We start from the raw sequence: 14,204 nt of genomic DNA on the forward strand, positions 1-14,204 counted from the left end.
TTAACTGAAAGATAGGTATTTTCTATAGTCTGGTGGCGATAGCGAAGAGGTCACACCCGTTTCCATGCCGAACACGGTCGTTAAGCTCTTTTGCGCCGATGGTAGTTGGGGGCTTCCCCCTGTGAGAGTAGGACGTTGCCAGGCGCCTAAAGCATTCCAATAAGGAATGCTTTTTTTCGTATATCTTAAAATACTAATTCTAAATGTCTTTGATTTTTGATAAGATAAAAAGAAACTCCTTATTTTACGAGTTCCCTCATTTTTAAGTTAAGAAATTATCATACTCGAAATTAAAATGTCCTAATTTTATTTTCTATATGTTAAATTTTATAAACAAATATATTGGTTAAGATGGTTCTGTTCAAAATGATCAAGAACGCCTATTAGTAATACTAATAGGGTTTTTTAGTGGTAAGGAAAAGATGGGAGAAGATACTCAAATGATAAGGTTATCTCTATTTTTCTTTTTATTGTTTGCCACTTTTTCAGCGATGGGGGCTCTTATGCCTTTGTATTTAAAGGATCTTGGCCTAACTACTGAAGAAATTGGCTTTTTATTAGCAATGGGAGCTGTAATTGCAATTATTGGTCAGCCTTTTTTTGGGTATGTTAGTGATCGGATTCAATCAACTAAGAAAGTACTTATCAGTGTAATGGTATGTTCATTGTTTGTAAGTTTTTTTTATTTTTCGGTTCAGTCTTTTATTATGCTTCTTATTTTATTTATTGTGCTAAATTTCTTTCAGAGTTCATCAGGACCACTAATTGAAAATATTACAATAACCTATTCGAAGAAACACAACAAAAATTATGGCCTCATTCGGTTGTGGGGTGATGTTGGGGTAGGGGCTGCGGCTGTAATCTTAGGTGCCTTGATTTCGATAGTTGGAATTCAATATTTAGGGGTAATGTACGCTATTATCCTCCTTATGGCAATAGCAGTAGGGCTTTTCTTACATGATGGAAGAAAAAAATCTACTGTTCCTATTTCATTAAGATCAGTTGGTAGGTTATTAAAAAACAGAGAATATGTTTGGTTTCTATTGATAAGTTTATTTATCTTTACGACTCATCGGCTGAATGATAGCTTATTCACTATTTATTTATCAGATATTGGAGCTACGGAAACACAAGTAGGTTTTGCTTGGATGCTAGCGACATTCGCTTCAGCTCCACTGTTTGTTATCATGAGCAGACTGCTAAGAAAGTATAAGGAAATGACTTTAATTGTAATAGCTTCGTTTTTGTATGTAGTTCGCTGGTTATTATATGGATTTTCCGGTGATCCAACTGTTTTGATAACATTACAACTATTGAATGGGATTACATTTCCTTTATTTATTGTATCGGCTCTTTTTTTTGTTACCAAGATTATTCCAGACGAAATGGCCGCAACAGGTCAAACTATTTTTATAGCTGTAATTGTAGGGCTTGGTGGATTAATTGGAAGTGGTGGCGGAGGTTGGTATATGGCTAGATATGGAGCTGAATCAACGTATTTCTTTGGTGCTTTTATCACAGCTGTTGGTACATTACTTTGTATACTTACTATCTATAATCAAGGGAGAAAGCCGTTACCAACAATGAGCTTAGACGGCTGATTCGAACCTTTTAACCGTTGTTAATATTATAAAAACTACTCAGCATTATCGAGTAGTTTTTTTATATAGTTATTTTAGGATATATACGTAGTCTGATAATTCCAAGAAATTTTAAATACCTCACTTTAGATTTCTATAGTAAAATAAAAAAGAAGAATATTGTCAATTGTCAGACTAGGAATACTTATTGAAGATATAAACTTTTCTATTTGAAATGTATTCATATAGCCTATTTTAATATTTAAGTTTGTTATCTAATATATCTAGTAGAAATTATACATGAGACTGAATATACTAATTAAAATCAAGTTTTATAGAGAGAATAAGGAGTGAGAACAATTAGACATATATTTGAGTGGATTGATCAGTATCAAGATCAACTAGAAGAAACATATCAGCATCTTCACTCGATAGCAGAGGTTAGCTGGGAAGAAAAGAATACAACAAAATATTTAGCAGCTGAACTTGAGAAGTTAAACATTCCTTATGAAACTTTTCCGGAGCATACAGGGTTAGTGGGAACATGGATAGGGAGTGAAGATGGTCCAGTAGTTGCTGTTAGAGCTGATATAGATGCTTTATGGCAAAACGTAGATGGAGTTTGGAAAGCAAATCATTCATGTGGACATGATGGACATGCAACAATAGCTTTGTATTCAATTAAGTTATTAAAAGAAATTGGATTTACCCCAAAGGGGATCATTAAAATCATTTTTCAGCCCGCTGAAGAAACGGGACAAGGAGCCAAAGCATTAATTCGTAAAGGTGTTGTAGAGGATGTTAATTACTTATTGGGTCTTCATCTTAGACCTATTCAAGAATTACAAATCAAGCAAGCCGCTCCAGCTATTTATCATGGAGCAACACGAGTGTTACAAGGTAAAGTAAAAGGAATACAAGCACACGCAGCAAGACCACACCTTGGAGTTAATGTATTAGATTCGATTGCAGCTATCATAAACGCCATAAATTCAATTAAGATGGATCCAACCATTTCCAGTTCAGCAAAAGTCACAATGGTTAGAACTGAAGGGAAAAATCTAAATATCATTCCTGATGAGGCCATTTTTGGTATTGATCTTCGTACCCAGACAAATGAAATTATGGATGATCTTGTAAGTCAAGTTACAAAAGCTGTTTTTGGTGCAGCAAGTTTTAATGGTGCGGAAGTAGAACTTGAAACAGTAACATCATTAATGGCAGCTGTCCCAGATAGGTGGATGGAGGAAGTAGTTCAAGAAGCTATTACGGAAGTGTTGGGGGAAGGTGGAACGTTCGCTCCTATTGTTACACCAGGAGGAGAAGATTTTCATTACTATCCTGTAAAAAAATCTGACCTTCAAGCAACTATGATTGGTCTTGGTGCAGATCTTACACCAGGACTTCACCATCCACAAATGACATTTAATCCGAGTGCACTTCAAGATGGTGTTGCCATTATGTCGAAATCTGTAATTAAGATATTTGAAAAGCATGAGCGTCAAAATATATAAATACGAAAGAGCGTCATTATGACGCTCTCTATTTCAGAAAGGAGAGGAAAAATAAACCTGTGATGCTTGTCTAGTTAGAACGGAAAAAGACAAGCGTAATGGTATACTATTGAGCGCGTAACACCTCCTTTACTGTTTACTTTAATTTATGACAATTGAGTAAGAAAGGATAGAAAAAGAGCGGAGTTAAGAAGAAGAACAGACGAATGAACTAGATACTTTTTTCAGAAAGTTGTGTTATTAATGGCAAATAGAAGACAAACGTTAAGGGAACTCGGAATCCAAATTGGAAAGTTTAAAGCTGGAGAACGCAATAGTATTACAGACGTACCAGGTGTTAAAGTTGGACATAAAACATTAACTTATGATTTGAGTGATGGTAGAGCGATTCGGACAGGGGTAACAGCGATCTTGCCTCATAGTGGTAATTTATTTCAAGAAAAGATTATCGGTAGCTCTTATGTTATAAATGGATTTGGCAAGACAATTGGATTTGTTCAGTTGCAAGAGTTAGGAATGATTGAAAGTCCAATCATGCTTACAAATACACTCTCTGTACCTGCAGTGGCTGAAGGGACCATTCAATTCCTTTTAAAAGAAAATCAAGACATAGGGAATAGTACAGGAACGGTTAATGTGATTGTTGGGGAATGTAATGATGGCTATTTAAATGATATTCGTGGACTTCATGTGAAAGGGGAGCATGCCATAGATGCAATTAAAACTGCATCAATTCAGGTTGAACAAGGATGTGTCGGTGCCGGAACTGGAATGTCATGTCTAGGTTTTAAGGGAGGAGTGGGACGAGTTCTAGAAAATTGATCGTAGATGGTCATCATTATACTTTAGGTGCGCTTGTCGTTAGTAACTTCGGGACGAAAGATGATTTGCCGTCTCGATTTAACAACAGTATAGCTATAGAAGAAGAACTAGAGGATATGCCAGACGGATCTATCATGATCGTGCTTGCAACAGATGCTCCTTTGAGTGAAAGACAACTGCATCGTTTAGCTAAAAGAGCATCTTTTGGTTTAGCAAGAACTGGTTCGTATGCTGCACATGGGAGTGGAGACATTGTGATTGCTTTTTCAACAGCACATAAAATCTCTCATTACCCTACAGGTATAACTAATTCATTTTCATTTATTGTCGAGGATGGCCCGTTAATATCAAATTTTTTTCAAATGGCAGTAGAGGTAGTGGAAGAGTCTATTTGGAATTCGTTATGTACAGCAACTACAACGATAGGGCAAAATCAACATATTAGATATGAATTTGATTATAATTTTTTTCGCTAATAAAAGGAGGATTAAATTGTCAATTCCAGTAAACGACTTAATTGAACGTTATCCTATTATTAAGAAGATGATGAAGTTAGAGCCAGTTTTTTGGCAAAACCAAGGTGTTTTACCACCTCACTTCCCAATTAATGGGGTAGATATTGATATTATTAAGGATGCAGCAGAGCGTTTTGACCGATTTAAACCTTTTTTAATGACAGCCTTTCATGAATATAAGCAAACAAATGGAGAGGTTGAATCTCCTTTAATAAAAATTCCTAACATGAAAAAAGCTATTGAGAAAAACTTCGCTACCTCAATTAAAGGGAACCTTTACTTAAAATCGGATGATATGCTACCAGTTGCTGGCTCTATAAAAGCAAGAGGAGGCTTCCACGAGGTTTTTAGTATTGCAGAGAAAATCGCACACAAGCATCATCTACTTAAATCCAAAGAAGATGATTATTCTTATTTGTTACAACCGTCATGCCGAGAGGTCTTTTCACAATATTCAATAGGAGTTGGGTCAACAGGTAATTTAGGATTAAGCATTGGGATGATGAGTTCTAAATTGGGATTTAATGTGACTGTACATATGTCAGTAGAAGCTAAACGATGGAAAAAAGAGCTCCTTCGCCAAAATGGCGTTGAAGTAATTGAATATGAATCTGACTATAGTGAAGCTATTAAGAACGGTAGAGAACAATGTTCGAAGAATAAGAATTGTTATTTTATTGATGACGAGAATTCAGTGGAACTTTTTGCAGGTTATGCAGTAGCCGCTCTACGTTTAAAAGAACAGTTAGAAAAAGAACAGATAACCGTAGATGTTAATCATCCTTTGTTTGTCTATCTTCCATGTGGAGTTGGGGGAGGCCCGGGGGGAGTAACATTCGGGTTAAAAGCTGTATTTAAAGGTGCCGTTCATTGTTTTTTTGCGGAACCGACTCATTCACCCGCAATGTTAATGGGGCTAGTAACTAAAAAACATAGGTAAGTCTAGGTAAGAAATTCTATAAAGTAAATGATTAATCAAGGATGTCTTAACCGTCTGATTCTGACGTGTTGAGTCATCTTTTTTTAGATGCGTTTAAGTAGGGAAAAATATATATACATAAGCTGTTGAAAGCAGTGGAAAATTAATTTGAATTAAAAATGAAAAAAAAGATTGACGGCGCTTCCATTTATGAGTAATATGAATTTAACGAAAGCGCTTTTTGTTAGATGAGTTAGTTTTCGGAAAGCTTTGTTGGTTTAAAGTTAAATGTAAAAGGCGAAAAAGCTCAAAAAATCAACTGATTTCTGTTTATTTTTATAAAGTTACCGAAAGCGGTTTATCAAAGTGGAAGAGATTTAAGTACACTGAAGAAAAAGAAAATTATTTTTTTATAATAATCGAAAGCGCTTTTTGTTGAGTTTAGAAAGGAGTTCTATTATGTCAATTATTCAATTTCCGAAGGACATGAAATGGGGCGTTGCAACTGCCTCTTATCAAATAGAAGGTGCGGTAAAGGAGCATGGAAGAGGGGAATCTATCTGGGATACCTTCTCTAAAACTCCAGGTAAGGTCGTCAACGGTGATAATGGTGATGTTGCCTGCGATAGTTATCATCGTTACCAAGAAGACATTGCCATTATGAAAGACCTAGGTGTTGATTATTATCGTTTCTCTGTTGCGTGGCCAAGAATTTTTCCAAATGGAACTGGAGAAATCAATCAAGAAGGATTAAACTACTATCACAATTTGGTTGATACCCTACTTGAAAATGGCATTGAGCCAATGTGTACGTTATATCATTGGGATTTACCTCAAGCCTTGCAAGATAAAGGTGGTTGGGATAATCGAGAAACAATTGAGGCATTTGTAGCTTATGCAGAAGTGATGTTTAAACAATTTGAAGGGAAGATAAAAAATTGGATTACCTTCAATGAGCCATGGTGTGTATCTTTCTTATCAAACTTCATTGGAGCTCATGCACCAGGTTTTCAAAACCTTGAATTGGCAATGAATGTAGCTCATCATCTTATGATTGCTCATGGAAAGACTGTAATTAAGTTTCGAGAACTAAACACTACTGGCCAAATAGGTTATGCTCCAAATGTCGAGTGGAATGAGCCTTATAGTAATAAGCAAGAGGATATTGATGCTTGTAAAAGGGCTAATGCTTGGTTTATTGAATGGTTCTTCGAGCCAGTTTTTAAAGGAACATATCCGCAATTTATGGTTGAATGGTTTGAGAAAAAAGGTGCTAGGTTAAACATTCAAGATGGTGATATGGAAATCATTAATCAACCAATTGATTTTCTTGGAATCAATTATTACACAGGAAGTGTTGGACGTTTTGCCGAAGGAGAAGGACTATTTGATCAAGAAAAAGTAGATAAAGGCTATCAAAAAACAGATATTGGTTGGAATATCTATCCTGAAGGTTTTTATAATGTGTTGTGCTACATTAAAGAACAATATGGTGATGTTCCGATTTATATTACTGAAAATGGTTCTTGCTACAATGATGAACCAGTCAATGGTGAAGTTAAGGATGAAGGAAGACTAAATTACTTAAAACAACATTTAATTTCTTTAGAACGCAGCATGCAATCAGGTGTTAATATTAAAGGCTACTTAACTTGGTCTTTATTAGATAATTTTGAATGGGCAGAAGGTTATACGATGCGGTTTGGAATTGTTCATGTTAATTACCGAACATTAGAAAGAACGAAGAAGGATAGCTTCTATTGGTATAAACAAACAATTTCAAATAATTTCTTTGAGATTTAAATCATTATGAATTCCATCTAAAGCGCTTTAGTTTTTTGTTCTCTAAAGTGCTTAAGGTGAAAGGTGGATATTATTGCTTGAGTCGGGGATTACTAGAAAACGAATGAAATGTAAAGATAAAAGTCTTAAGCTAATCTTTTGTGAACATAGTAAGCGCTTTAAATCATTAGGCGACAGTTCGGCTTTAATAGGTTAAGACTTTCCTACTTTAAGGAGGTGAGTAAGGAAAACGGTATTTTTCTATATTATTTCATTTTTTGTTCATACTTAAGAAATATAAAAATGTTTAGGGGGATTTTAGAAATAAAGAAATTTTTCAAATTTGCAACTGCTGCCGCTTTATCTGTAGGGCTTCTAGCAGCTTGTGGTGGTCAAGATGACGCAGCTCCAGCTCCTGCTGAAGGAGAATCAGAACAAATCGGTAATGAAAATGCTGAAGTTGAATTAGTTTTTTGGGAATTCGGAAACACTGGCTATGATGCTTTAATTGAGCAATACGTTGCTGACAATCCGCATGTTTCAATTAATTTACAAAATAGTGATATGAATGACCTTCATGATAATCTATTCACATCTATTTCTGCAGGTTCAGGTGCTCCTGATATTGCAATGGTAGAAACAGGATCGATTGAGCGATTCAAAGGAGCAAGAGATGCCTTTGTTAACCTTTACGATCATGGTGCAAATGATGTTGAAGGCAACTTCTTAGATTGGGTTTGGAGAGACGGGGAAAGTGCTGAAGGAGATTTCATGTTTGGTTTGCCAACAGATATCGGTCCTACAGTAATGTTCTATCGTACGGATGTTTTTGAAGAAGCTGGTTTTGATTCAACACCAGAAGCTGTTTCTGAGTTAGTTTCAACTTGGGATGATTTTGAAAGAGTAGCAACTGAAATTAATGAAGCAACAGGTGCGTTAATGGCAGATAGCTTCGAATTAATTTATAACGCTAGACGTGACCAAGCAACACAACAATATTTTAATGCTGATAACGAGTTAATCGTTGATGAGCACGATCAAATTAAAGATGGTTATAACTACACGGCTAGATTGTTGGATCAAGGTTTAGTAGGTAATATTCCTTTATGGACTCCAGAATGGTTCTCAGGCATGGGTGACGGTTCTTATGCTACTATGTTAGCTCCAGCTTGGATGCAAGGGGTAATCAAGGATAATGAACCAAATGAAGGTGTTTGGTCCATTACAACAATGCCAGAAGGTGCTGGAAACTGGGGTGGTTCTTACCTAACAGTTCCTGCTGAAACTGAGCACGCTGAAGAAGCTTATAAGTTCATCGAGTGGTTAACAGCTCCAGAACAGCAGTTACAAGCATTCCTAGGTTATGGATTATTCCCTTCTGCACCAGCAGTTTACGAAATGCCTGATTTCGAAGGATTCACTGACGAATACTTTGGTGGAATTGCAACTGCACAAGTTTTTGGTGAAGCTGCACAGGCTGTACAACAAGTATTTAAAGGCAGAAATTTCTATCCAGTAGATGATGAATTTAAAGAAGCGCTTGATAACATCTCTGCAGGTAGCGATCCTGAAGCTGAATGGGAAGCTGCGCTTGAGCGTATTAACAGAATTCTAGAAAGACAATAAGATCATTGATTCGGAGGGTATGACCTTCTTTGGAAGTCATACCCTCTATCCTTTATCATCAAAAAACATATGTCTCTTTCTAAAATAAGCGTCATTTTATCTGATTTTTATTACGTGAGTAGCCATTTTCGAGAATGGCTTATGTAACAATTTGAGAATGTAACAGAATGAGCCATTCTCGAAGATCAACAAAAAACAATTAATACAAGGAGCTAACTTTACATTAAGGGGGTTACATTTTGGAGACAACCAAGAATTCTAAACTAACGGAAAAAAGCCGAACTGCTCTTTCAGCTTATTTATTCGTTTCTCCATTTTTTATTTGCCATTTTTGGGTTATTCCCAATGATTTTTAGTTTTTATTTGTCATTTTTCCGCTGGGATGGGTTAACACCTATGACCTTTACGGGCTGGAGAAATTTCGAGTTGATTTTCACAGATCCAGTTTTTTGGTCCGCTATTAAGAACACCTTTGTAATTGGGATCATGGGGACACTTCCTCAAATATTCATTGGTATTCTACTCGCTTTTGCTTTAAATTCGCAACTAATTAAGTTTCGTAACACATTTAGAACAGCAATATTTTTACCTTATATTACTTCAATTGTAGCCGTAGCCATTATTTTTGGTGTTGTATTTAATAACCAACCATTTGGCTTTGCCAATTATCTTTTGGGCATGTTTGATATGGATCCAATTCGTTGGAATCAAGAATATTGGCCAGTAAAAATTGCGATTGCAACAATGGTATTTTGGAGATGGGTTGGTTACAACACGATCATATTCTTAGCAGGGATGCAAAGTATTCCAAAAGAACTATATGAGGCAGCTAAAATTGATGGTGCAACAGTGGGACAACAGATTCGCCTTATTACGCTTCCAATGTTAAAGCCAATCTTAATGTTCGTTGTATTCACTGCGACGATCGGAAGTTTCCAATTATTTACTGAGCCTTTGATTTTCTTAGGTAGGGGATTGCGTGAAGAAGGGATAACAGTTGTAGCATACCTATGGAGAGATGCTTTCGTATATAATTCATTCGGAACAGCTTCTGCTGCAGCAATAGTTTTGTTTATCATTATCATTTCTATGACGGCAATTAACTTATTAATTACTAACCGAGTTGGCCGTTCTAAGAAAGTGAGTTAGGAGGAGGATCTTATGGCTAAGGAAACAATTAAAAGTGGTAAGTATTTTGCAACAAATAAATTTTTTGTTTATTTATTTTTAACTGTAGGAGCAATCGTTTCCCTATTTCCTTTCTATTACATGTTTGTTATGGCGACGAGGCTTAATAGAGAAATCAACCAAGTTCCGCCACCATTTACACCAGGTGCACATTTAGTTGAGAACTTTCAAAAAGTATTAGGAAGTATTGACTTTTTCGGTGCAATGTTGAATTCTTTTATCGTTGCTACTTCCGTTACAGTTGGGGTTTTGTTCTTATGCTCTTTAGCAGGATATGCTTTTTCAAAGTTAGAATTTAAAGGGAAGACCATTTTGTTTGGATTAATTCTTATAACAATGATGGTTCCACCGCAACTTGGGTTAATCCCTCAATACTATATCATTACAACATTAGGTTGGTTAAACGATTATAAAGCTATTATCGTTCCTGGTTTAATAAATGCTTTTGGTATCTTTTGGATGAGGCAATATATTAAAGATGGTGTTCCGTTTGAAATTATCGAGTCGGCTAGAATTGATGGTTGCTCTAATTTCCGGATTTACTGGAATATCGTTGTTCCAATGATACTACCTGCATTTGCAACACTCGGAATAATTGTGTTCATGCAAGTTTGGAATGATTTCTTATGGCCATTAGTTGTTTTGCGTGATCCTTCTATGCATACATTACAGGTGGCATTACGTGCTCTTAATGATGCACGTCAAATGGATTACGGAATGATCATGTCTGGTACATTCTGGGCAACAGTACCTTTAATTATTGTGTTCTTAGCGTTTAACCGTTTGTTTATTGCGAGTCTTTCTGAGGGTGCTGTAAAAAGTTAAATTTAATGTTTGCAAAAAAATAGCGTCTTGTTAATAGTAAATTATTGCTATGGTAATAATGTATACTATTAGCAAGGCGCTATTATGCAAATTAGAACTAGAGGTGTAGACTTTGGGGAAAATTATTTATAACTTAGCAGAACTTGTTTATAAGTTTATAGCACTAAATATTCTCTGGCTCTTATTTTTTCTGCTTGGTTTAGGGGTATTTGGTTTTATGCCTTCAACGGTTGCTTTGTTTTCAGTTGTTAGAGAGTGGATTAAGGGAAATAAAGAAATACCTTTATTTAGAAAATATTTTACTACGTTTAAAGAAGAATTTCTAAGATCAAATGTAATTGGACTTATTTTTCTAGTTTTATTTTATGTTTTGTATGTGAATTTTTCTTTCGTATCATACTTTTATGATGAGTCGATTCAATTTTTTATTTATTTAGCCATAATTGGAATTGGTTCATTAATCATGATGACTTTTATAAATGTGTTTTCTGTTATGGCACATTTTCAATATAGAACGTTAGAAAATATCAAGGCTGCTTGTGGTCTAGTAATCCTTCATCCACTGAAAGCCCTTGTTCAACTTATATGGGTAATTGCTTATGTGTTAATAGCGATTCATTTCCCTAAGTTATTTGTAGGGATTGGCATTAGTGTCTTCGCTTATATACTTATGAGTTTGCACTATACGGTCTTTCAAAAATATAAGCTAATTAACTAGTATTTATTTGGTTATTGACTGAATTCATCTTATAGATTTAAATTAAAATAAGAGAGAAATAGTCGTTTCAGTCAAAAAGGGGAATTAAAATGACAACTATATATGACATAGCTAAGAAAACAGGATTTTCTATTACGACAGTGTCAAAAGTCTTAAATAATTATCCTGATGTAGCTGATAAAACACGAAAAAAAATAATGGAAGCTGTTAATGAGATGGGGTATTTTCCGTCTTCTAGTGCTAGAACCCTATCAACAAAAAAGTCATGGTCTATTGGCGTTGTATTTGATGAGGAATCTGGTATGCAACATCCCTTTTTTAACGCAGTTATTGAGAGCTTTCGAAAAAGCGTTGAAAAAAATGGCTATGACTTGCTTTTTGCATCAAGTAAAATAGGAAACGACTCGAAAACGTATTTAGACCATTTTCAATATCGAGGAGTAGATGGAGTAGTTGTAGTTAGTTCTAATATGAATGACCCGGATGTTGAAAAATTAATGAATTCTGATATCCCTTCAGTCGTCATCGACTTAGATAGTAGAGGAGCAAGTGTTGTATTTAGTGATAATCAATATGGAAGTGAATTAGCAGTTGATTATTTATTTTCTTTAGGGCATCGAAAAATAGCTCATATCTCTGGTCACCAAGAAGGTTTCGTCGGTGTTCAGCGATTAGTAGGATATCAAAATGCAATGAAAAAGTATAATCTAGAAATACCAGTGCAGTATATAGTGAACGGCGGTTACTTTACGTATGAGGGTGGCCAAAAGGCAATGAATGAACTGCTAAGCCTTGATGAAAGACCGACAGCTGTTTATGTTGCAGGGGATTTAATGGCTTTAGGAGCAATTGAACAGATTAGACAAAAAGGGTTAGAGGTACCTAAAGATATTTCTATCGTAGGCTTTGATGATATCCATTTTGCTCAATACACAGTTCCAGCTCTAACAACAATTAGACAAGATACTGCTCAAATTGGTAAAACAGCTGCAAACCTTTTAATAGAACAAATAAGTGATAAGAAGAAACAATATATGTCCATAAAAATTCCAGTTTCTTTAGTTGAAAGAAAATCTTGTAGACCAATCTAATGATTGGTCTTTTTTGATATATAGTATTTGAAAAGTAAAAACAGTATTGTTAACAAGATTACGACTCATAATAAGAGAAACAGACTACTTTTATAAATAACATGTTCTTCACTTTTCCGTATTACATATTGAGGTTTGTAAAGATCTTAGCAATTATTCCTATTACAGAATGTAATTGGCGTTAGGCATGTTTGCTTGAAGTTGATCTGATCCAAAAAAATAAGGGGTGTTTTTATGACTATTATTCAATTCCCAAAAGATCTGATTTGGGGAGCGGCAACAGCTTCCTATCAAATTGAAGGAGCGACACAGGAGGATGGAAGAGGGTTATCCATTTGGGATACTTTTTCAAAGATTCCTGGCAAAGTTGTGAACGGTGATAATGGTGATGTGGCTTGTGATAGCTATCATCGTTATGAAGAAGACATTGCGATTATGAAAGACCTTGGAATTAAAGCTTATCGTTTTTCAGTAGCTTGGCCAAGAATTTATCCAAATGGAACTGGAGAGGTGAATAAAAAAGGCCTTGATTATTACCACCGCTTAGTCGATAAGCTACTTGAAAATGGCATTGAACCTATGTGTACATTATATCATTGGGACCTGCCACAAGCCTTGCAAGATAAAGGAGGCTGGGATAATCGAGAAACGATTGACGCATTCGTTCAATATGCGGAAACGATGTTTACAGAGTTTAATGGAAAGATTAATAAATGGATTACATTAAATGAACCGTGGTGTTCGTCTTTCTTATCCAATTTTATAGGGGCTCATGCACCAGGATTTACAGATTTACAGTTAGCAACAAATGTAGCGCATCACTTAATGGTTGCTCATGGTAAAGCAGTTATCAAGTTTAGGGAGTTAAAGACATCTGGTGAGATTGGGTATGCTCCGAATGTAGAATGGAATGAACCTTTTAGTAATAAACAAGAAGATATTGACGCTTGTAAAAGAGCGGGTGCCTGGTTTATTGAATGGTTCTTTGATCCTGTATTCAAAGGGAGTTATCCGCAATTTATGGTAGAGTGGTTCAAAAACAAAGGTGTAACAGTCCCAATAGAAGAGAATGATTTAGAGATCATTAGTCAACCTATAGACTTTTTAGGCATTAATTATTACACAGGTAGTGTGGGACGTTACAAAGAAAATAGTGGGCTATTTGATCATGAAAGAGTTGATCAAGGCTATCAGAAAACCGATATTGGTTGGAATGTGTATCCAGAAGGTTTTTATAATGTTCTTAAGTACATCACAGAAAATTACGGATCGGTTCCGATTTATATTACTGAAAACGGTTCTTGTTATAATGATGAACCGATTGATGGGCGCGTGAATGATCAAGGGAGAATTGACTATCTGAGACAACATTTAACAGCGCTACGAAGAAGCATTGATTCCGGGGTTAATATAAAGGGTTATCTCACTTGGTCATTACTAGATAATTTTGAGTGGGCAGAAGGATATACAATGAGGTTTGGTATCGTACATGTAAATTACCGTACGTTAGAGAGGACCAAAAAAGAAAGTTACTATTGGTATCAAAAAGTAATTGAAAATGGCTGGTTTACTATTAAATAAATTGATATAACGGACTCAAGAGGTTTAAAAACCGATTGAGTTT

At 35.4% G+C, this 14,204-nt stretch carries 9 protein-coding genes, 1 rRNA gene and 2 pseudogenes; all 12 read left to right on the forward strand.

The features are described 5' to 3' along the window. Window positions 1-28 precede the first annotated feature (28 nt). The 12 genes and pseudogenes from rrf (at window position 29) to JCM9157_RS21195 (ending at window position 14,161) form a co-directional block, all read left to right on the forward strand. Window positions 29-144: ribosomal RNA gene (gene rrf / locus JCM9157_RS21140) — 5S ribosomal RNA — on the forward strand. Between the two features lie 296 nt (window positions 145-440). Then, a complete protein-coding gene (locus JCM9157_RS21145; RefSeq protein ID WP_158318635.1) occupies window positions 441-1,601 on the forward strand; it encodes an MFS transporter in 1,161 nt (386 codons plus the stop codon). A 329-nt stretch (window positions 1,602-1,930) separates the two neighbouring features. Further along, window positions 1,931-3,094 carry a M20 peptidase aminoacylase family protein gene (locus JCM9157_RS21150; RefSeq protein ID WP_235715069.1) on the forward strand — a complete coding sequence of 388 codons (1,164 nt, stop codon included), beginning with the start codon at window positions 1,931-1,933 and terminating at the stop codon, window positions 3,092-3,094. A 243-nt stretch (window positions 3,095-3,337) separates the two neighbouring features. Next, window positions 3,338-4,392: pseudogene (locus JCM9157_RS21155) on the forward strand (P1 family peptidase). Window positions 4,393-4,408: 16 nt separating this feature from the next. After that, window positions 4,409-5,371, forward strand: a complete 963-nt coding sequence (gene dsdA, locus JCM9157_RS21160; protein WP_052013301.1) for a D-serine ammonia-lyase — start codon at window positions 4,409-4,411, stop codon at window positions 5,369-5,371. 438 nt (window positions 5,372-5,809) lie between these two features. Continuing rightward, window positions 5,810-7,153 (forward strand): GH1 family beta-glucosidase, encoded by a 1,344-nt coding sequence (locus tag JCM9157_RS21165; protein WP_035668076.1) that lies wholly within the window; start codon window positions 5,810-5,812, stop codon window positions 7,151-7,153. Between the two features lie 282 nt (window positions 7,154-7,435). Further along, window positions 7,436-8,758, forward strand: coding sequence for an ABC transporter substrate-binding protein (locus JCM9157_RS21170; protein WP_148296936.1), 1,323 nt, complete (start codon window positions 7,436-7,438; stop codon window positions 8,756-8,758). Between the two features lie 239 nt (window positions 8,759-8,997). Continuing rightward, window positions 8,998-9,907: pseudogene (locus JCM9157_RS21175) on the forward strand (carbohydrate ABC transporter permease). 12 nt (window positions 9,908-9,919) lie between these two features. Continuing rightward, on the forward strand, window positions 9,920-10,771 hold the full coding sequence (locus JCM9157_RS21180; RefSeq protein ID WP_035668078.1) for a carbohydrate ABC transporter permease: 852 nt from the start codon (window positions 9,920-9,922) through the stop codon (window positions 10,769-10,771). Between the two features lie 112 nt (window positions 10,772-10,883). Beyond that, on the forward strand, window positions 10,884-11,489 hold the full coding sequence (locus JCM9157_RS21185) for a YesL family protein (protein WP_035668080.1): 606 nt from the start codon (window positions 10,884-10,886) through the stop codon (window positions 11,487-11,489). 89 nt (window positions 11,490-11,578) lie between these two features. Further along, window positions 11,579-12,580, forward strand: coding sequence for a LacI family DNA-binding transcriptional regulator (locus tag JCM9157_RS21190; protein ID WP_035668082.1), 1,002 nt, complete (start codon window positions 11,579-11,581; stop codon window positions 12,578-12,580). A gap of 234 nt (window positions 12,581-12,814) precedes the next feature. Continuing rightward, window positions 12,815-14,161 (forward strand): GH1 family beta-glucosidase, encoded by a 1,347-nt coding sequence (locus JCM9157_RS21195; protein ID WP_035668084.1) that lies wholly within the window; start codon window positions 12,815-12,817, stop codon window positions 14,159-14,161. Window positions 14,162-14,204 lie beyond the last annotated feature (43 nt).

This window comes from Halalkalibacter akibai JCM 9157 (assembly GCF_000513135.1).
Lineage (GTDB): Bacteria > Bacillota > Bacilli > Bacillales > Bacillaceae_D > Halalkalibacter > Halalkalibacter akibai.

Bases quoted from the DNA above. Each gene is read 5' to 3' on its own strand.
- JCM9157_RS21145 (WP_158318635.1), top strand. From the start codon at position 441: ATGATAAGGTTATCTCTATTTTTCTTTTTATTGTTTGCCACTTTTTCA.
- JCM9157_RS21165 (WP_035668076.1), top strand. From the start codon at position 5,810: ATGTCAATTATTCAATTTCCGAAGGACATGAAATGGGGCGTTGCAACT.
- JCM9157_RS21170 (WP_148296936.1), top strand. From the start codon at position 7,436: ATGTTTAGGGGGATTTTAGAAATAAAGAAATTTTTCAAATTTGCAACT.
- JCM9157_RS21180 (WP_035668078.1), top strand. From the start codon at position 9,920: ATGGCTAAGGAAACAATTAAAAGTGGTAAGTATTTTGCAACAAATAAA.
- JCM9157_RS21190 (WP_035668082.1), top strand. From the start codon at position 11,579: ATGACAACTATATATGACATAGCTAAGAAAACAGGATTTTCTATTACG.
- JCM9157_RS21195 (WP_035668084.1), top strand. From the start codon at position 12,815: ATGACTATTATTCAATTCCCAAAAGATCTGATTTGGGGAGCGGCAACA.